Source organism: Streptomyces sp. NPDC002958 (assembly GCF_055563255.1).
The window spans coordinates 189,194-208,265 of the sequence record NZ_JBVHDS010000005.1 but is presented as its reverse complement, the minus strand read 5'-3'; the positions used below and the strand labels follow the sequence as shown (position 1 = coordinate 208,265).

At 68.9% G+C, this 19,072-nt stretch carries 14 protein-coding genes; 5 read left to right on the top strand and 9 right to left on the bottom strand.

The genetic code is table 11. The annotated features are described in order from the left end of the window. Window positions 1-71 precede the first annotated feature (71 nt). From ACZ3IC_RS11860 to ACZ3IC_RS11850, 3 genes are all read right to left on the bottom strand, one after another. Complete coding sequence (locus ACZ3IC_RS11860) at window positions 72-887, bottom strand: hypothetical protein (RefSeq protein ID WP_467415093.1); 816 nt, start codon at window positions 885-887, stop codon at window positions 72-74. A gap of 182 nt (window positions 888-1,069) precedes the next feature. Beyond that, window positions 1,070-2,128, bottom strand: coding sequence for a metallophosphoesterase (locus ACZ3IC_RS11855; RefSeq protein WP_467415090.1), 1,059 nt, complete (start codon window positions 2,126-2,128; stop codon window positions 1,070-1,072). Window positions 2,129-2,301: 173 nt separating this feature from the next. After that, entirely contained in the window at window positions 2,302-3,414 is a 1,113-nt protein-coding gene (locus ACZ3IC_RS11850) for a LacI family DNA-binding transcriptional regulator (protein WP_467415087.1), read from the bottom strand. 373 nt (window positions 3,415-3,787) lie between these two features. Between ACZ3IC_RS11850 and hisC the strand changes: the two genes are divergently transcribed. The 5 genes from hisC to ACZ3IC_RS11825 all read left to right on the top strand — a co-directional run bounded on the left by hisC (window position 3,788) and on the right by ACZ3IC_RS11825 (window position 13,065). After that, the gene (gene hisC, locus ACZ3IC_RS11845; RefSeq protein WP_467415084.1) at window positions 3,788-4,867 is read left to right on the top strand and encodes a histidinol-phosphate transaminase; all 1,080 of its coding nucleotides are present in this window, start codon (window positions 3,788-3,790) and stop codon (window positions 4,865-4,867) included. Window positions 4,868-5,172: 305 nt separating this feature from the next. Further along, on the top strand, window positions 5,173-6,678 hold the full coding sequence (locus ACZ3IC_RS11840) for a cytochrome ubiquinol oxidase subunit I (protein WP_467415082.1): 1,506 nt from the start codon (window positions 5,173-5,175) through the stop codon (window positions 6,676-6,678). Window positions 6,679-6,696: 18 nt separating this feature from the next. Further along, window positions 6,697-7,698, top strand: coding sequence for a cytochrome d ubiquinol oxidase subunit II (gene cydB / locus ACZ3IC_RS11835; protein ID WP_467415079.1), 1,002 nt, complete (start codon window positions 6,697-6,699; stop codon window positions 7,696-7,698). 84 nt (window positions 7,699-7,782) lie between these two features. Then, window positions 7,783-11,301, top strand: a complete 3,519-nt coding sequence (cydD, locus tag ACZ3IC_RS11830) for a thiol reductant ABC exporter subunit CydD (protein WP_467415077.1) — start codon at window positions 7,783-7,785, stop codon at window positions 11,299-11,301. A gap of 57 nt (window positions 11,302-11,358) precedes the next feature. Beyond that, window positions 11,359-13,065 (top strand): sensor histidine kinase, encoded by a 1,707-nt coding sequence (locus ACZ3IC_RS11825; RefSeq protein ID WP_467415075.1) that lies wholly within the window; start codon window positions 11,359-11,361, stop codon window positions 13,063-13,065. Window positions 13,066-13,137: 72 nt separating this feature from the next. On the opposite strand, the gene ACZ3IC_RS11820 is transcribed toward ACZ3IC_RS11825, so the two are convergent. From ACZ3IC_RS11820 to ACZ3IC_RS11795, 6 genes are all read right to left on the bottom strand, one after another. Then, window positions 13,138-14,004 carry a Cof-type HAD-IIB family hydrolase gene (locus tag ACZ3IC_RS11820; protein WP_467415072.1) on the bottom strand — a complete coding sequence of 289 codons (867 nt, stop codon included), beginning with the start codon at window positions 14,002-14,004 and terminating at the stop codon, window positions 13,138-13,140. A 190-nt stretch (window positions 14,005-14,194) separates the two neighbouring features. Next, window positions 14,195-15,106, bottom strand: a complete 912-nt coding sequence (locus ACZ3IC_RS11815; protein ID WP_467415071.1) for an LLM class flavin-dependent oxidoreductase — start codon at window positions 15,104-15,106, stop codon at window positions 14,195-14,197. 93 nt (window positions 15,107-15,199) lie between these two features. Continuing rightward, complete coding sequence (locus ACZ3IC_RS11810) at window positions 15,200-15,742, bottom strand: RNA 2'-phosphotransferase (protein WP_467415069.1); 543 nt, start codon at window positions 15,740-15,742, stop codon at window positions 15,200-15,202. Between the two features lie 168 nt (window positions 15,743-15,910). Beyond that, entirely contained in the window at window positions 15,911-16,888 is a 978-nt protein-coding gene (locus tag ACZ3IC_RS11805) for a MerR family transcriptional regulator (protein WP_467415067.1), read from the bottom strand. Continuing rightward, window positions 16,885-18,666, bottom strand: coding sequence for an SDR family oxidoreductase (locus ACZ3IC_RS11800; RefSeq protein ID WP_467415064.1), 1,782 nt, complete (start codon window positions 18,664-18,666; stop codon window positions 16,885-16,887). Before ACZ3IC_RS11800 ends, ACZ3IC_RS11805 begins: the two co-directional genes overlap by 4 nt. Further along, entirely contained in the window at window positions 18,663-19,010 is a 348-nt protein-coding gene (locus ACZ3IC_RS11795; RefSeq protein ID WP_467415061.1) for a hypothetical protein, read from the bottom strand. Before ACZ3IC_RS11795 ends, ACZ3IC_RS11800 begins: the two co-directional genes overlap by 4 nt. Window positions 19,011-19,072: the final 62 nt, after the last annotated feature.

Genomic DNA, 19,072 nt, shown 5'->3' with positions numbered 1-19,072 from the left:
GCCGTCCCGAGAGGCCGGAGCTTCTCGGGAGGGCGTCCCGTCGTCGGTACGGGCCCGGCGCCCGGACCCGGTCAGTCCGGTTCGTGCTCGGGGCCACCGAAGTCGGGGCTGGTGAAGTCCGGGCTGGTGAACGTCGGGCGGGGGCCCGCCGCCGGGCCCTCGTCCGGGCTGGTGAAATCCGGCCGGCTGTAGCCGATCTTCGGGATGCGGTTCGCCGAGCGCTGCGGTGTGCGTGATGCGCGGCCGGCATCGGGGTCGGCGAGTGCGTCCCGCAGGAATGGCAGGATGCCGCGCTCCAGCAGGGCGTGGCGCCATGCCTCTCTGGCGCGTGCCACATCCTCCGGCAACTCGTCCTCGCTGTCCTCGGCGGGCTGTGACGTCGACCCGTTGCGCAGTGCGGTGACGAGCAGTCCGATGGCGGCGACCAGGATGGCCGCGGCCATGGCCGCAGCGAAGAACCAGCCTGCGGCGACCATGGTGGAGGCGAAGGACGGTGGCGGGCTGAGCAGCTTCAGCAGGTAGCCGGCCAGCAGGAATATGAATGCGGCGGTGCCGGCGAGCACGGGCGCCAGGACCGTGACGACGGCTCCTATGCCGGCGCCCGACCGGTTCGTGCCGGACCCGGGGCCCGAATCCTGGCTTGCACCTTCGGCCGGTCCGCGCAGTTCCTCGCGGGCTTTCACATAGTGCTCGTACTCGGTGGCGGCCGTCGCGGTGATCAGCTCCGTGGCGTCCAGTGCCATGGTGCGCAGCTGTACGGCGTTGAGCTGCTTGCCGACCGCGGCCAGATCCGGTCGTTCATGGGCGTGGCGCAGCGCGTCGTCGAGGATCCGCTCGTACTCGGGGCGGTCCTCGGCCAGCAGGTGCGGAGCGCTGTTCATGTGCATCCCCCGATGCTCCGTAGGGCCTGATTACCCGCTTGGACCGGGCAGTTGGGCGGAAACGGAGGAGAGCCTGCTACTGATACGCCGATGGTAGAGCGCCCACGGCACGAGGTGACAGGGGGTTTCCGGAAATAGGCCCAGCGGTCGGCGTGGTCAGGTCGAGGATGCGTCTTCCCAGAAGAACGTCAGTCATGCAGGGGCAGTTGGACGACCAGTAGCTTTCCGGCCATGGTCACACCGCCGTCCATGGCGATGGCGAGCCCGTCCGCGTACACGTGCGGGCCTTCGACCACGGGGCCGGAACCGTCCTCTCCGTCCTCCGAGCCGACCTCGCCGAGGAGGTACGGAATGGGGCTGTGACCATGGACGATGCGCTGTCCGCCGTAGGTCGACAGCAACTCTCGGACGGCCTGCGGCCCCGACTCGTCGCGGAAGGCGAACCGCTTGGTGAGCTTCCGGAAGAGGTCCCAGCACTCATCGGCGTCGTTACGCGTGAGAATGGCGTGCACGGTGTCGTTGACGTCCTCGATGGTGGCGCCGTAGTCGAGGTACGCCGTCGTGTCGGAGTGCATCAGTAGATGCCCGTCCTCCTCGACGATCGCGTCGAGCCGGGACATCCACTGGATGTGGACGTCCTGAAGCCGCTCCATGTCGTTCTTCTGGCCGCCGTTGAGCAGCCAGGCGGCCTGGAAGGTGGCGGTGCCCGCGCCGGAGTTCACCGGTGTGTCGCCGAACCGCTTGGCGCCGATGAGCAGCAGCTCGTGATTGCCCATCAGGGCCTTGCAGTAGCCGCCGGCGGCCGCGGCCTCGGCGGAGAGGCGCATCACCAGGTCGATGACGCCGATGCCGTCGGGACCCCGGTCGGTGAAGTCGCCGAGGAACCAGATCCGGGCGTTGCCCGCGGACCAGTTGCCCTCGGTGTCGATGAGGCCCTGTTCGGCGAGGGCGGCATGGAGTTCGTCCAGATAGCCGTGGACATCGCCGACGACGTAGAGCGGTCCGAGCCCCGGATCCGGGACGGCCCGCGGGTCGGGCACGGCCCGCACCTGGACGGTGTCACCGCGATTGATCACGGGGAGGTCGCGCGCGGTGGGTGTGTACCCCTCTGGCGGTTCGTCCCCCGGAACGGCATTGCCCGGGTGCGGCGGCGAAGGCGGCACCGGGGTCTGCGCATAGGGCGGTACGCGGAAGTCACGCAACGTCGCAGTCCGCACCACGGGTTCCTGACCGGCCCCCTGTGTCATCGACCCCTCCACCACCGTCGCGCCGCCGTACACCTGACGGGCCCTGCTGGTCGGGGCGGTCCGCGGTGTCGTGCGCCCATCATAGGAATGCGGATCGTGCTGTGTGACGCACCAGGGGTGGTGAATCCCGGCGCACGTCAGGTTCACCGACCGTTTGGTCCGAAATGGCCTGATCAATTCCTGGCGGGGGAGCGCGGTGCGCTGACCGTGGTGCGGGGCGGACGGCGTTGCGAGGACGTCCGGACGATGAGCTCTGTCGGTATGACCTGCTCCACCGGCCCGTCGTGAGCCACGCCTTCGATGGCGTCGATCAGGAGCTGGACGACCGCCGTGCCGATTCTGCGCGGCTTGAGCGAGAGGGTGGTGATGGGGGGCTCGGTCGTCGCATACACGGTGGACTCGCTGCAGCAGACCAGCAGCAGGTCCTCGGGGACGCGCAGACCGTATCGTCTGGCGGCCGCCAGCAGATCGGTGCCATTGGGATCGAAGAGCCCGTAGACGGCGTCGGGTCGGTCCGGGCGGGCGAGCAGCCGGTCGGCGGCAACCGCGCCCGCGCACGGGTCGTGGGCGGGGTAGGACTCGTACACGGGGTCCTGTCCCACGCGCTCGCACCAATGAAGGTACGCGGTGGTGGAGAGGCGGGTGTACGTGTCGGTGGTGGTGCCGGTGAGCAGGCCGATACGGCGGGCCCCGGCGGCGGCCAGATGGTCGAGGAGGTCGAGCACGGCGGCCCGGTGGTCGTTGTCCACCCAGGCGGTCACCGGGAGTGTTCCGGCCGGCCGGCCGTCCGAGACGACGGGCAGTCCCTGGCGTACGAGTTCCGTGACGACCGGGTCCTGGTCGGAGGGGTCGATCACGACGGTGCCGTCGAGAGCGACGTTCGACCAGACGTCGTGGCGTGAGGTGGCGGGCAGGATGACGAGGGCGTAGCCGCGGGCGAGCGCGGCGGAGGTGGCCGCTCTGGCCATCTCGGCGAAGTAGGCGAATTCGGTGAAGGTGAAGGGTTCGTCCCCGTAGGTCGTCACGGTCAGGCCGATGAGGCCGGACTTGCCGGTACGGAGGGTTCGGGCCGCGGCGGAAGGGCGGTAGCCCAGGCGCTCTGCGACCTCGCGGACATGGCGGCGGGTGGCGTCCGGGAGCCTGCCCTTGCCGTTGAGCGCGTCGGAGACGGTCGTGATGGAGACCCCGGCGGCGGCGGCCACATCCCGGATTCCCGCTCGTCCTTGCCGGCCGCCGCGCCGGGGTGTGTCCGTCCGGCTCACCTGGTGCTTCCCTGCTGCTGTCATGGCGAGCCGATAGTAGGGCTCGGAAGGGAGGGTGGCCCGGTCGCATATGCACTCGTCGACAGGCACGTTTCTGCATGATCATCCAACATCAAAGGACTTGCAAAACAAGGATGTTGGCCAGGTTGGCCATAGTGTGTCATGCATCGAACCCGGTGGGCCTACTAAACGGTCGATGTCTCGAAGAGGTCTCATCTCACCTCTTCGGGGGACGCGCGCCACGGAGCGAACCACCGGCGCGCGTCAGGGCGGCAAGCGCTCCCCCCCCCAATCCCGGCCGCACCGGACGATTGGACGCTCCGGCCATTCGCAGCAGCGTCCAATCCTCATAAGGTGAGCAGTATTGATGTGTACAGACGGTCGAGGAGGACCTGCGGTGAGCGAGACGAGCCCCAAGCTGCGCGCCGAGCTGGACGGCGTCCCCGCCTATGTGCCGGGCAAGCCGGCTGCTGCCGACGGACCGGTTGCGTTCAAGCTGTCCTCCAACGAGAACCCGTATCCGCCGCTGCCCGGGGTGATGGAGTCCGCCCTGGCGGCGGCTGCGAACTTCAACCGTTACCCGGACATGGCCTGCACCGGTCTGATGAACGAGCTGGCCGACCGTTTCGGTGTGCCCGTCTCGCACCTTGCCACCGGAACCGGCTCGGTCGGTGTGGCACAGCAGTTGCTCCAGGCCACCTCGGGCTCGGGTGACGAGGTCATCTACGCCTGGCGCTCCTTCGAGGCGTACCCGATCATCACGCAGGTCAGTGGTGCGACCTCGGTGAAGGTTCCGCTGACCGACGGTGAGGTGCACGACCTCGATGCCATGGCGGACGCGATCACGGACCGCACTCGGATGATCTTTGTCTGCAACCCGAACAACCCGACCGGCACCGTGGTGCGCCGGGCCGCGCTGGAGCGGTTCCTTGACCGGGTGCCGAACGATGTCCTGGTGGTGCTCGACGAGGCGTACAGGGAGTTCATCCGAGACGTCGAGGTGCCGGACGGCATCGAGATCTACCGGGACCGGCCCAATGTGGCGGTGCTGCGGACGTTTTCCAAAGCGTACGGTCTGGCCGGTCTGCGGGTCGGTTTCGCCGTGGCTCACGAGCCGGTGGCGGCCGCGCTGCGCAAGACGGCGGTGCCTTTCGGGGTCAGTCAGCTCGCGCAGGACGCCGCGGTCGCCTCGCTGCGGGCCGAGGACGAGCTCCTGGGGCGGGTCGGTTCCCTGGTGTGCGAGCGCGACCGGGTGCAGCGGGCGCTGGCGGACCAGGGGTGGACCGTGCCGGAGTCCCAGGCGAACTTCGTCTGGCTGCGGCTCGGGGACCGTACCGCCGACTTCGCCGCGATGTGCGAGCGGGCCGGTGTGGTGGTCAGGCCGTTCGCGGGCGAGGGCGTGCGGGTCACGATCGGGGAGGACGAGGCGAACGACCTGTTCCTGAAGGTGACGGAGTCGTACCGCAAGGAGCTGTAGAGCGGCGCAGGCCGCCTGCGCACACCGCAAGGCCCAGGGCCCCGTACCTCGTTCACCGAGGTGCGGGGCCTTTGCGTTCGAGGCCTGGGAGACGCCCGGACCGCGGCGCTCCCGGGTGTCTGCTTCGGGGGGAATGATCGGAACATCCCAAGAGGGGTACCCCGCCCGAACGTCCCGAAAGTCTGTGCGTCATAATTGTTTGTGAATGTGAACGCGTTCACAAGCGCGTCCTGTTCCTCCCGTGATCACTCGGATTAAAAGGGCAAGCTGCCGGTTTGGCTACGGCGACGTAAGGAGAAGACGACGTGGAGCTAGCTCTGGCGCCGGAAACCCTGGCGCGATGGCAGTTCGGTATCACCACCGTCTACCACTTCCTGTTCGTCCCCTTGACGATCTCTCTTGCCGCGCTCACCGCCGGCCTGCAGACCGCCTGGGTGCGAACGAACAAGGAGAAGTACCTCAGAGCGACGAAGTTCTGGGGCAAGCTCTTCCTGATCAACATCGCCATGGGTGTCGTCACCGGCATCGTCCAGGAGTTCCAGTTCGGTATGAACTGGTCGGACTACTCGCGGTTCGTCGGCGACGTCTTCGGTGCCCCGCTCGCCTTCGAGGCACTGATCGCCTTCTTCTTCGAGTCCACTTTCATCGGACTGTGGATCTTCGGCTGGGACAAGCTGCCCAAGAAGATCCATCTCGCCTGCATCTGGATGGTCTCCCTCGGGACTCTCCTGTCCGCGTACTTCATCCTGGCTGCCAACTCCTGGATGCAGCACCCGGTCGGCTACGAGATCAACGAGGAGAAAGGCCGGGCCGAGCTCACCGACTTCTGGCTCGTGCTCACCCAGGACACCGCGGTCGCCCAGTTCTTCCACACCATCACGGCGGCCTTCCTGGTCGGAGGCGCGTTCATGGTCGGCATCGCCGCCTTCCACCTGGCGCGCAAGAAGCACATCCCCGTGATGCGGACCTCGCTGCGGCTCGGACTGGTCACCGTGGTGATCGCCGGACTTTTCACTGCCATCAGCGGTGACCAGCTCGCCAAGGTCATGTTCAAGCAGCAGCCGATGAAGATGGCCTCCGCCGAGGCGCTCTGGGAGGGGGAGGAAGGGGCTCCCTTCTCGCTCTTCGCGGTCGGTGATGTGTCCGAGGGCCACAACACCGTGGAGGTCTCCATACCCGGGGTGCTGTCCTTCCTCGCGGACGGCGACTTCGACTCGTACGTCCCGGGCATCAACGACCTCAACGAGGCCGCGCAGGAGAAGTACGGCCCCGGCGACTACCGGCCCAACATCGCGGTCGCCTTCTGGAGCTTCCGCTGGATGATCGGCTTCGGGATGGCTTCCTTCGCCCTCGGCATCCTCGGACTGTGGCTGACCCGGAAGAAGTTCATGCTGTCGCCGGGGCTGCGGACCGGTGAGGACGAAGTTCCCCATCTGGTCCTTTTCAAGAACAAGGCTCTCAGCCCGAAGTTCACCAAGTGCTACTGGATCGTCGCGCTCTGGACCATGCTCTTCCCGCTGATCGCAAACTCCTGGGGCTGGATCTTCACCGAGATGGGCCGCCAGCCCTGGGCCGTCTACGGCGTGTTCCAGACCAGCGATGCCGTCTCCCCCGGCGTCTCGCAGGCCGAAGTGATCACCTCGTTGATCGTCTTCACCCTGCTCTACGCCGTGCTCGCGGTGATCGAGGTGAAGCTGCTCGTGAAGTACATCAAGGCCGGGCCGCCGGAGCTCACGGAGGCCGACCTCAACCCGCCCACCAAGATCGGCGGCGACGAAGACGCCGACCGGCCGATGGCCTTCTCCTACTGAGAGCAGAGGAGCTGAGAGATGCAACTCCACGACGTCTGGTTCATACTCATCGCCGTCCTCTGGATCGGCTACTTCTTCCTGGAGGGCTTCGATTTCGGGATCGGTGTTCTCACCAAGCTGCTGGCCCGCGACCGCAAGGAGCGGCGGGTTCTGATCAATACGATCGGGCCCGTATGGGACGGCAACGAGGTGTGGCTGCTTTCCGCGGGCGGTGCCACCTTCGCCGCCTTCCCCGAGTGGTACGCCACCTTGTTCTCCGGCTTCTATCTGCCGCTGCTGATCATTCTCGTCTGTCTGATCGTGCGGGGTGTCGCCTTCGAGTACCGGGCGAAGCGATCCGGGGAGCGGTGGCAGACCAACTGGGAACACGCGATCTTCTGGACCTCGCTGATCCCCGCCCTACTCTGGGGCGTGGCCTTCGGGAACATCGTGCGCGGCGTGAAGATCGACGCTGACATGGAGTACGTGGGCAACTTCTGGGACCTGCTCAACCCGTACGCCATCCTCGGTGGACTGGTCACACTCACCCTCTTCACCTTCCACGGTGCCGTTTTCGCGGGGCTCAAGACCGTCGGGGACATCCGGGCGCGGGCGCGTAAGCTGGCGCTGAAGCTGGGGCCGGTCACCGCGGTGCTCGCGCTCGGCTTCCTCATCTGGACGCAGGCCGACAACGGCGACGGCTGGAGCCTGCTGGCGCTGATCATCGCCGTGGTGGCGCTGGTCGGTGCGATCGGCGCGATCGCGGCAGGACGCGAGGGCTGGTCGTTCGCGTTCTCAGGCGTGACCATCGCCGCCGCGGTCGCCATGCTCTTCCTGGCACTCTTCCCGAACGTCATGCCGTCCTCGCTGAACGACGCCTGGAGCCTCACGGTCACCAACGCCTCGTCCAGCCCGTACACGCTGAAGATCATGACTTGGTGTGCGGGGATCGCCACCCCCCTCGTCCTGCTCTACCAGGGATGGACGTACTGGGTGTTCCGTAAGCGCATCGGTACGCAGCACATCGCCGAAGCGCACTGAGTGCACCTGGGGCCTGTCCGGCCGTGATCCTCCGGGCAGGCCCCGCCATGGTCCACCGACCGAGTTCACCGGGAGCTGTTTCACGTGAAACCGATCGACCCGCGCCTGCTCCGCCACGCCCGCGCCACCCGCCTCTTCCTGGTAGCCGTGGTGGCACTCGGAATTGTCGGGGCGGCACTGGTCATCGCTCAGGCCATGCTCATCGCCGAAGTGGTGGTGGGTGGGTTCGAGGGCGGACTGACCGCCTCCGGGTTGCGGACACCGTTGATCCTGCTCGCGGCGGTCGTGGTCGGCCGGGCACTGGTCTCCTGGCTGACCGAACTGGCCGCGTTCCGGGCCGCCGCAGCGGTCAAGTCCGAACTCCGTGGTCGGCTGCTGGAGCGGGCCGCGGCACTCGGTCCCGGCTGGCTGAGCGGTCAGCGCACCGGCTCCCTGGTGGCGCTCGCCACCCGTGGTGTCGACGCGCTCGACGACTACTTCGCGCGCTATCTTCCGCAGCTCGGGCTCGCGGTCGCCGTGCCGGTGGCGGTCCTTGCCAGGATTGTCACCGAGGACTGGGTCTCGGCAGTGATCATCGTGGTCACGCTGCCGCTCATCCCGCTCTTCATGTTCCTTATCGGCTGGGTCACCCAGTCGCGGATGGACCGCCAGTGGCGACTGCTGTCCAGGCTCTCCGGCCACTTCCTCGATGTGGTCGCGGGACTGCCGACGCTGAAGGTCTTCGGCCGTGCCAAGGCGCAGGCCGAATCCATCCGCACCATCACCTCGCAGTACCGGCACGCCACGCTGCGGACCCTGCGGATCGCGTTCATGTCGTCCTTCGCCCTGGAGCTGCTGTCGACCCTGGCGGTGGCCCTCGTCGCCGTCACCATCGGCATGAGGCTCGTGTACGGCGAACTCGACCTCTACACCGGCCTGGTGGTGCTGATCCTGGCGCCGGAAGCTTATCTGCCGATCCGCCAGGTCGGAGCGCAGTACCACGCGGCCGCCGAGGGGCTCTCGGCCGCGGAGGAGATCTTCTCGGTCCTGGAGACCGAGCCCCGGCGGGGCGGCACGGCGGTCGTTCCGCAGTCGCTGCGGCTGGAGTTGGAGGGAGTGACCGTACGGCACGAGGGGCGTACCGAACCCTCGCTGGACGGGGCCTCACTGGTTGTGGACGAAGGGGAGACCGTCGCCCTGGTCGGCCCGAGCGGCGTCGGCAAGTCAACTCTGCTCGATGTGCTGCTGGGCTTCACGGCACCCGACGAGGGGCGGGTACGGGTCGGTGGCGTCGATCTGGCGACGCTGGAGCCGGAGCGCTGGAGGGAACAGATCGCCTGGGTGCCGCAGCGCCCGTATCTTTTCGCGGGCACGATCGCGGAGAACGTACGGCTGGCCCGGCCGGACGCGGACGACGGCGCGGTGACGGCGGCGCTGCGGGACGCGGGGGCGTACGACTTCGTGGCGGAGCTGCCGAACGGCGTGCAGACGCTCCTCGGTGAGGACGGTGCGGGTCTCTCCGCCGGCCAGCGTCAGCGGCTCGCGCTCGCGCGGGCCTTTCTCGCCGACCGCCCGTTGCTGCTGCTCGACGAGCCGACCGCGAGTCTGGACGGCGAGACGGAGGCGGGGATCGTCGAGGCGGTACGGCGGCTGGCAGCAGGGCGGACCGTGCTGCTGGTGGTGCACCGCCCGGCGCTGCTCTCGGTGGCCGACCGGGTGGTCGCACTGGAACCGGGCGTGAAGTTCCGTCCGGAGAGGCCCGAGCAGCCCGTTGCGGTGCCAAGGCCGACAGACCCGGTCGAGGACGGAAGTGACGCGGCGCCCGAGCCCGAGGTGTTGCGGTACACCGCGGCCCGCTCCGGGAAGGTCCTCGCCCGGGTGAGGGAGGCCGCAGGGGCACAGCGCGGACGGCTGGCACTCGCGCTGCTGCTGGGAAGCCTTGCGGTTGGCTGTTCCGTCGGGCTCATGGCCGTCTCCGGCTGGCTGATCTCCCGCGCCTCCGAGGAGCCCCCGGTGCTCTATCTGATGGTCGCCGTGACCGCTACCCGCGCCTTCGGTCTCGGACGGGCCGTCTTCCGCTACGCCGAGCGCCTGGTGTCGCACGCCGCGGTGTTCAGGATGCTCGCCGAGCTGCGTGTCGCGGTTTACCGGCGGCTGGAGCGCATCGCACCTGCCGGTCTGCGCCGGACCCGGCGCGGAGACCTGCTCTCCCGGCTCGTCGCCGATGTCGACGCCTTGCAGGACTACTGGCTGCGCTGGCTGTTGCCCGTCGGGACCGCCGCAGTCGTGGGGGCCGCGACCGCTGGATTCATCGGCTGGCTGCTGCCGGCGGCAGGCGTCGTGCTGGCGGTCGGACTGCTGCTGGCCGGAGTGGGAGTGCCGCTGGTCAGTGGCGCCTGTTCCCGGCACGTGGAACGCCAACTGGCTCCCGCCCGTGCCGATCTGGCCACCCGGGTCACCGACCTGCTCGGCGGGACCGCCGAACTGACCGTTGCGGGCGCCCTGCCCGCCCGCTCGGCGCGGACCCGGGAGGCCGACGGCGTCCTGACCCGCATCGCCGCACGCACGGCGACCGCCACCGCGCTCGGCGGCGGCCTCATCACCCTGATCGGCGGCCTCACCGTCGTCGCCACCGCACTCGTCGCCCTGCCCGCCGTGTACGACGGCCGGCTGGAGGGCGTGGAGCTCGCGGTGGTGGTGCTCACTCCGCTGGCCGCCTTCGAGGCCGTGACCGGTCTGCCGCTCGCCGTGCAGTACCGGCATCGGGTCAAGCGCAGTGCGGAGCGGGTGTTCGAAGTGCTGGACGCCCCGCTGCCCGTGTGTGAGCCGGACAGCCCGGCCGAGACGCCCGGATCGCCCTTCCCGTTGGAGGTACGGGGGCTGTCCGCCCGGTACGCGGGAGCGGGACGGGACGCCCTGGACTCCGTCGACCTGAGGCTGACGGCCGGTCGGCGAATCGCTGTCGTCGGGCCTTCCGGTTCCGGGAAGACCACCCTCGCGCAGGTCCTCCTCCGCTTCCTGGACGCGCGGTCCGGGACGTACCGGATCGGCGGTGTCGAGGCCTCCGCGCTGGAGGGGGACACGGTTCGGCGGTTCGTCGGGCTGTGTGCCCAGGACGCCCATATCTTCGACAGTTCCATCCGGGAGAACCTGCGGCTGGCCCGTACCGGTGCGACGGACGAGGAACTGCGGGCCGCTCTCGACCAGGCACGGCTGCTCGACTGGGCCGAGGCGCTGCCCGAAGGGCTCGACACCCTCGTCGGCGAGCACGGCGCACGCCTCTCCGGCGGCCAGCGTCAGCGCCTCGCCCTGGCCCGGGCGCTCCTCGCCGACTTCCCCGTACTCGTGCTGGACGAGCCTGCGGAGCACCTGGACCTGGCGACCGCGGACGCCCTGACCGCGGACCTGCTGGCCGCCACCCGGGGGCGTACGACGGTGCTGATCACCCACCGCCTCCAAGGGCTCGAAGCCGTCGACGAGGTGGTGGTGCTGGATGCCGGCCGGGTCGTGCAGCGGGGGACGTACACCGATCTTGCCGCAGGGGAAGGCCCGTTGCGCCGGATGCTGGAACGGGAGCGGGAGACCGTACAGGCGCCTGAGGGAGCCGTGGGTGCAGGGGTGTGAGCGGGGTGGGACGATAGCCGACTTTCCCCTCCAATAGGGACTAACTAGTCTCGTGGTATGCGAGAGCAGGACCCGAAGGACGCACTCGAAGCCGCAACGCGGGCGACCCGCAGCCTGCAGGGCCTGTCCACCGACTTCACCGCCCGTGTACCGCTGCTGCTGGAAGCCATGCGTTCCGTCGGCACGGGCCTCGAGCTGCACTCCACCCTCGACCGGATCTGTGAGACGGCGGCCGAACTCGCCCACGCCCATTACGCCGCCATCGGCGTCGTCGACGAGGAGGGCGCAGGGCTCTCCGATTTCGTCACGTACGGAGTGTCGGACGAGGTGGCGCACCGGATCGGTCGCCGCCCCGACGGGCACCGGGGGCTGCTCGGCGCACTGATCCACGACCCCGTACCGGTGAGGCTCGCCGATCTGACGGCCGATCCGAGGTTCGCCGGGTTCCCGCCCGGCCATCCCCCGATGCGTACCTTCCTCGGCGTCCCGATCCGCGTGCAAGGAGAGATCTTCGGAAATCTCTATCTGGCCGAGAAGGACGGCCGGGGCGAGTTCAACGACTACGACCTGCACATGGTGCGGGTGCTCGCCACGGAGGCCGGGATCGCCATCGGCAACGCCCGGCTGTACGAGGCGGCGCGCCAGCGCGAACGGTGGATCGACGGTTCGGTGGCCGTGACCACCGCCCTGCTCTCCGGTGGTGACGCCGATGACGCGCTCTCCGTCGTCGCCGAACAGGCCCGCCATCTCGCCGCGTCCGCAGCCGGGATCGTGCTGCTGCCTGCCGAGGAGGGCGGCCTGGAGATCGTTGCCGTCTCCGCGGACAACCCCTCCGCCCAGCTGGGGGCCATCATCGGGCCGGAGAGCCCGGTTGCGGCGAAGCTGCTGGACGGCGAGGCGGTCTTCGTGGACGACTCGGCCACTGATCCCCGCATGGTCACCACGTCGGCCCACCAGTTCGGCCCCAGCATGCTGCTGCCCCTGCACAGCGGCGGACGGGTGCTGGGCGCGCTCGCCACCCCTCGTGCCCGGGGCGACCGGCCGTTCACGGAGACGGAACGGACCCTCGCCACCCAGTTCGCCTCGCAGGCCGCGCTCGCGCTGATGATGGCCGAGGCACAGCGGGACCGGGAGCGGCTCGCGGTGTACGAGGACCGTGACCGGATCGCCCGCGATCTGCACGACCTGGTCATTCAGCGGCTGTTCGCCACCGGGATGATGCTGGAGAGTGCCCAGCGCCGGTCGGTCGTGCCCGAGGTGCAGACCGGTGTCGGCCGTGCGGTCGACGAACTGGACGTGACCATCCAGGAGATCCGTACCGCGATCTTCGCGTTGCAGCAGGAGCCGGCCGAGGCACCGTCGGGGCTGCGGACCCGCGTCCTGCGCGAGATCAACATGGCGGCGGTCCCGCTGGGTTTCAAGCCCACGCACCGTTTCCTCGGCCCGATTGACTCGCTGGTCGGCGAACTGACCGGCAAGAACCTGATCGCGGCGCTGCGGGAGGCGCTGTCCAATGCCTTCCGGCATTCCGAGGCTTCGCTGATCGACGTGGTCGTCGATGCGACCGTCACATTGCCCGACGGGAGGGACGCAGTGAGACTGTCGGTCGCCGACGACGGGGTGGGCATTCTGGAGGGCGGTCGGCGCAGCGGCTTGCGGAACCTGGCCCGTCGGGCGGAATCGCTCGGCGGAGCGAGTTGGTTCGGACCCGGCATCGGGGAGGACGGGGGCGGCACGACGGTGGTGTGGGAGGCTCCGATCTGAGGGCGGTCTGGGGGCAGGGCCCGGCCCCGCAGGGCGGTGTCGAGCACGGGCGGTGTCGGGCGGGCGTGGGCCTCAGCGTGCCGTGTCGGGTTTGCGGCGCTCGGTGAGGATCTGCTCGATGATGACCGCGACGCCGTCGTCGCCGTTGGTGGCGGTCCGGCCGGAGGCGGCGGCGAGTGCGGCCGGGTGGGCGTTGCCCATCGCGTACGACGTGCCCGCCCAGCGCAGCATCTCCACGTCGTTGGGCATGTCGCCGAAGGCGACGACCTCGGCGGGCGAGATGCCGCGCTCGGCGCAGCAGAGCGCCAGGGTGCTGGCCTTGGAGACTCCCGGGCCGCTGACTTCCAGCAGGGCCGTGGGGCTGGACCGGGTGAAGGAGGCCCGGTTGCCTGCTGCCGTACGGGCCAGGGCGAGGAAGTCGTCCGGGGTCAGTTCGGCGTGGTGGGCGAGGAGCTTCAGCACGGGGGCGCCGGTGCCCGGCGTCTCCTCGTGGAGCAGCTTCTCGGCGTCGGCGACGGTGGCACCGGGATCCAGGTGGAAGGGCGGGTAGGCCGGTTCGTAGTGGATGCCGGTGGTCAGCTCGACGGCGAAGGAGGTGCCGGGGGCGGCCGCGCGCAGGGTGTGTACGACGTCGAGGGCGATGCCGCGTTCCAGCGGGCGGACCTCGACCAGCTTGCCGCCCGCGTGCAGATCGGCGACTGCGGCGCCGTTCGCACAGATCGCCAGGCCGTGGCCATGGACATGGTCGCTGACGACATCCATCCAGCGGGCCGGGCGTCCGGTGACGAAGAAGACCTCGATACCGGCCTCCTCGGCGGCGGCGAGCGCGGCGACCGTACGGTCCGAGACGGTCTTGTCGTCGCGCAGCAGTGTGCCGTCCAGATCGGTGGCGATCAGCCGGGGAGCGGCAGGCGAAAGCGAGTCGGTAGCTGAGGTCACACGCCCATTCTCGCGTACGAAGGCGCACGGGCGTGCAGAGGGGCGCACATATGAGAATGCGCGCCCCTGATCAGGGGCGCATGCCCATCGCATATGCCAACGGGCTCGGGTGGTGGTGCCGGCCGGAAGGCGGTGGTGCCGGGCCGGACGACGGTCGTGCCGGGCCGACTGAGCGGTCGTGTCGGGTCTGTCAGCCGGCGAGCTGAGCCAGGCCCTCGGTGGCGATGCGCTCGAAGACCTTCTCGTCCGCCGCGAAGTCGGAGTCCGGGATCGGCACGTGAATGACGATCTCCGTGATGCCCAACGCGAAGTGGGTGCCCGCGAAGTCCACGAAGGCGTCGAAGGACTGCAGCGGGCGGTCCGGCGTGAAACCGGTGAGAAGGATCTTGTCCAGTTCGGCGGAGTCCCGGCCGATGGACTCGCAGGCCGCGCCCAGCTTGGTGAGCTGCCCGCGGATGGCCTCCACGGACTGCTCCGGGGTACCCGCTTCGTACAGCTTCGGGTCGCCCGTGGTGACCCAGGCCTGGCCGTACTGCGCGGCGAGCTTCATCCCGCGCGGCCCGGTGGCGGCCACCGCGAACGGCAGCCGGGGCCGCTGCACACAGCCGGGGATGTTCCGGGCCTCGTTCGCCGAGTAGAACCGGCCCTCGTACGACACCGAGGGCTTGCGCAGCAGCTGGTCGAGAAGCGGTACGAACTCATCGAAGTGGTCGGCCCGTTCGCGCGGCGTCCACGGCTCCTCGTCGCTCCGGCGCAGTGTCGTGGCATCGAAACCGTTCCCGCCCGCACCGATGCCCAGGGTGAGGCGTCCGTCCGAGACGTCGTCCAGTGTGATGAGGTCCTTGGCGAGCGTGACAGGGTGCCGGAAGTTGGGGGAAGTGACGAGGGTGCCCAGGCGCAGCCGCTGGGTGACGGCGGCCGCGGCGGTGAGGGTCGGTACCGCGCCGAACCACGGCCCGTCGCGGAAGGTTCGCCAGGCCAGATGGTCGTAGGTATAGGCGGCGTGGAACCCCAGCTCTTCGGCACGCTGCCAGACCTCTCGGCCCTCGCTCCAGCGGTGGATCGGCAGAATCACAGTGCTCAGACGCATGTCTACGACCATACGGGTCCGGAAACGGTGGGGCCCGCCATCACGGAAGCGTTTCCGGACGCCGGCGAGATCAGTCGGAAAACCTCGGCGGGACCGGTCGTGGGATCAGCGGCCAAAGCGCAGGAACTCGGGTGGTACGGCAGCTGCGAGCCAGACTCCGTTGGCGCTGACGTAGAAGGTGCGGCCCGCGCGGTGCATCGCGGCCGCGTCCACGGACAGGACGACGGGGCGGCCGCGCCGGGCGCCGACCCTGGTCGCCGTCTCGCGGTCGGGTGAGAGGTGGACGTGCGTGCGGTTCATGGGGCGCAGCCCCTCGCTGCGGATCGCGTCCAGTGCGCGGCCCACCGTGCCGTGGTAGAGGTACGCGGGCGGCTTGGCCGGCAAGAGGCCGAGGTCCACGGGGACGGTGTGGCCCTGGCTCGCACGAATGCGCCCGTTCTCGACGGCGAAGCGCCGCTTGTCGTTGACGGCGACGACATGGTCGAGCTCGGTCCGTGTGATGGGGAAGTTGTTGCGGGCCATGGCGCGCAGCAGTTCGTCGATCGTCACCCAGCCGTTGGCGTCGAGCGTGATTCCGATCCGCTCCGGCTGGTGGCGCAGGTGCTTCGAGAGGTACTTGGACACCTTGACGGTGCGTCTTTCGTCCATCCCTCCAGGGTGCCTGTGGCGGTCTTCAGGGCGCATCCGGATTTCACCTCCCGATTCACTACAGCGAATTTTATTCGCTGTAGCAATTTTCGTCCACAGGTTTGATCCACAACTAACTTGAGTTATCCACAGGGTAATTGGCGATTCTGTGGACAAGTGACGGGAGGATTAACCGTTTTGGGTAACGTGCCCTACATTAGGGGGAGATGAGGCGAGCGCATCCAATGTCCTTGACTGCACCTCGCGTTCTACGGCTGCCGTGACGAAGGCGGATACGTTTTCCGGACCAACCAGCTGTTGTACGGAGTGAATTGTCTCCCCCGGTAGGTCCACTCGGAGTGTCTCCGGTGTCGAGATCTCCGAAATGAACGGGGTGTTCCCGCCGAGATGGTGCTGCGAATGACGGGTGGCGAACGTCCGTATCGCGCGTGCCAGTTCGGCGTCCACGGTCTGCCGGGCGAGCGGGCGCAGCCTGCGTACCATGGCGGCAGCTTCCGCCGCATCCGAGTCCGTCGGCGGGTGATGGCCGAGATGTTGCGCGAAGACGTGTTCGGTTGTGAAATCCAGGAGACGCGAGGCGATCTGCTCGACCTGTCCGCGAAGTTCCCGAAGATGGCTTGAGATTGCACCGAGTGGTACTCCAGCTGCGTACAACTCGACGGCTACAGCCAGCTCGCGAAAGCTCGGAACCAGGAACTCGTCGTCCCGGCCCGGGATCCGTTCGAGTACTCCTAGGTCCACCGCCTCGGCGACCGCCTCGTCGTCCGGGCTGCCGCCGAACCTGGTGTTCAGCTCGGCCCGGGTGATTCGGTTGGCCTGATCTTCCGTCCAGGGACCGTGCGCCTCGGCGACGAGCCCGAGCACCCCGCCCAGACCGCGGCCCGTGTCCCAGGCCTCCAGGAGTTCCTTGATGCTGGCCAGGGTGTAGCCGCGATCCAGCAGATCGGCGATCTGCCGGAGTCGGGCGAGGTGGGTGTCCCGGTACACATTGGCCCGGCCGCGCCGTTCCGGCGTCGGCAGCAGGCCGCGGTCCTGGTAGGCGCGGATCGTACGGACCGTGGCGCCGCTCGCATGCGCCAGGTCCTCGATCCGGTACTCGGGGGCGGACCGGCCGGCTGCCGCCGACGGCTGCCCGGGGCCGCTCACAGCGGCGGCTTCAGTCGGGCGATCCCGCGCAGTGCACCGGGGCTGAACCGGGACAGGAAACGCGCGCCGCGGGCCTCCGGAGTCACCGGCACAACGGCTTGGTTGCGCACCACCGCCTTGAGGATCGCGTCGGCGACTTTCTCCGGCGGATAGTTGCGCAGCCCGTACAGCCGGCTGGTCCGCTTCTGCAGACGCTTCTCCTCCGAGGCATCGGTACCCGCGAAGTGCGTTGTCGCGGTGATGTTCGTGTTGACGATGCCGGGGCAGATCGCGCTGACCCCGATCGACCGGTGGGCGAGCTCGGCCCGCAGGCACGCGCTGAGCATCAGCACGGCTGCTTTGGAGGTGCTGTACGCGGGAAGCGCCCGGGAAGGCTGATAGGCGGCTGCGGAAGCCGTGTTGACGATATGGCCGCCCTGGCCGCGTTCGGCCATCTGCTTGCCGAAGATCCGGCAGCCATGGATGACACCCCACAGATTGACGTCGAGGACGTTCTTCCAGTCCTCGCTCGTGGTGTCCAGGAAGGAGCCGGACAGGCCGATCCCGGCGTTGTTGACCAGGACGTCGACGATGCCGTACTTGGTGGCGACCTTCTCGGCGAGCTTTTCCATCGCCTGTTCGTCGCTGACGTCGACCGCTTCGCCCCAAGCGGCGGGGGAGCCGATCAGCCGGGCCATCTCCGCCGTCCTGGCAGCCCCCTCCGCGTCCCGGTCCACGGCCACCACCCGGGCGCCCGCCTCGGCGAAGGCGAAAGCGGTGGCCCGGCCGATGCCGCCTGCCGCGCCCGTCACCAGGACCAGCTGTCCGCCGAACCGGTCCGCGTACGCCCCGGTCGGCGCGGTGTCCTGCACCGGTCGGCCGTCCGCCTGTGCCGCCTCGTTGGCGGCGACGAAATCGCTGATCCAGGAAGCAAGTCGGTCCGGCCTGGTGCGCGGCACCCAGTGTTTGCCCGTCAGGGAACGGCGTACCAACTGAGGTGCCCAGAACTCCAGTTGGTCGTACAGCTTCTCTGACAGGAAAATGTCGTCGGCCGGGGTGATCAGCTGGACCGGCACATGCGCATAGGCGTCGGTACGCGGTCTGCGCAGCCGGGCCCGGACGTTGTCACGGTAGAGCCAGGCGCCGTGCGCCGCATCGTCGGGCAGGGAGGGCGTCGGGTAGTCGCCCGCGGGCACCTTCTCCAGCCGCTGGAGAATCCGGGGCCACTGCTTGCCGAGCGGGCCGCGCCAGGCCAGCTCGGGCAGGACCGGCGTATGCAGCATGTAGACGTACCAGGACTTGGCGCCCTGGCCGAGCAGCTGGCCGACCCGGCGCGGAGTGGGCCGGGTCATCCGCTGCTTGATCCAGTGACCGAAGTGGTCCAGGGAGGGCCCGGACATCGAGGTGAACGAGGCGATCCGGCCTTCGGTCCGCTCGACCGTGACGAACTCCCAGGACTGGACCGACCCCCAGTCGTGCCCGACCAGATGCACCGGCCGGTCCGGGCTCACCGCATCGACGACGGCCAGGAAGTCATCGGTGAGCTTCTCCAGGGTGAAGCCGCCGCGCAGCGGAGTCGGCGCTGTGGACCTGCCATGCCCGCGCACGTCGTACAGCACGACATGCCACTGATCGGCCAGCTGCCTCGCCACGTCCGTCCAGACTTCCTTGCTGTCCGGGTAGCCGTGGACGAGGACGATCGTCGGCTGCGTCTCGTCGCCCAACTCGGCCACACACAGCTCGATTCCGCCCGTACGCACCCGGCGTTCGCGCGCCCCCGGCAGACTCTGCAGACTCATGCCGCCAGCCTCTCCTCGGCCCAGCGCCGCACATGCGGAAGATCGTCATCCAGCCAGAAGGCGCTCTGCTCGGGGTCCTTGGAGTCGGTGACCGCCAGGACCTCCTCGAACTTGGCGCCCGTACCCCGGAATCCGGAGATCTCGCGCAGCGAACGCCGCTGCCGCACCTCGCGCCGCACCCCGCGCTCGCGCAGCCAGTCGCGCTGCACGCGTACCGCCTCGCGCTCGGTCACCCCCGGAGTGAGCCGGCCGGCGAACGCCTCCGCGCAGGAGTAGGCGAGCCGCTGTACTCCTTTGAACCCCCGCAGCTCCGGGGCCTGTTCGTCCTTCACTGCCGAGGTCATGCCACCGTCCGTTCCCTGCCGTGTGCGGTACGTGCCCGTAACGTGACACTGATGAATGTGAC

Excerpts from the sequence above, each read along its gene's own strand:
- cydB (WP_467415079.1), top strand. The coding sequence starts at position 6,697 with ATGCAACTCCACGACGTCTGGTTCATACTCATCGCCGTCCTCTGGATC.
- ACZ3IC_RS11800 (WP_467415064.1), bottom strand. The coding sequence starts at position 18,666 with ATGAGTCTGCAGAGTCTGCCGGGGGCGCGCGAACGCCGGGTGCGTACG.
- ACZ3IC_RS11860 (WP_467415093.1), bottom strand. The coding sequence starts at position 887 with ATGCACATGAACAGCGCTCCGCACCTGCTGGCCGAGGACCGCCCCGAG.
- ACZ3IC_RS11815 (WP_467415071.1), bottom strand. The coding sequence starts at position 15,106 with ATGGTCGTAGACATGCGTCTGAGCACTGTGATTCTGCCGATCCACCGC.
- ACZ3IC_RS11855 (WP_467415090.1), bottom strand. The coding sequence starts at position 2,128 with ATGACACAGGGGGCCGGTCAGGAACCCGTGGTGCGGACTGCGACGTTG.
- ACZ3IC_RS11825 (WP_467415075.1), top strand. The coding sequence starts at position 11,359 with ATGCGAGAGCAGGACCCGAAGGACGCACTCGAAGCCGCAACGCGGGCG.
- ACZ3IC_RS11795 (WP_467415061.1), bottom strand. The coding sequence starts at position 19,010 with ATGACCTCGGCAGTGAAGGACGAACAGGCCCCGGAGCTGCGGGGGTTC.
- ACZ3IC_RS11850 (WP_467415087.1), bottom strand. The coding sequence starts at position 3,414 with ATGACAGCAGCAGGGAAGCACCAGGTGAGCCGGACGGACACACCCCGG.
- ACZ3IC_RS11810 (WP_467415069.1), bottom strand. The coding sequence starts at position 15,742 with ATGGACGAAAGACGCACCGTCAAGGTGTCCAAGTACCTCTCGAAGCAC.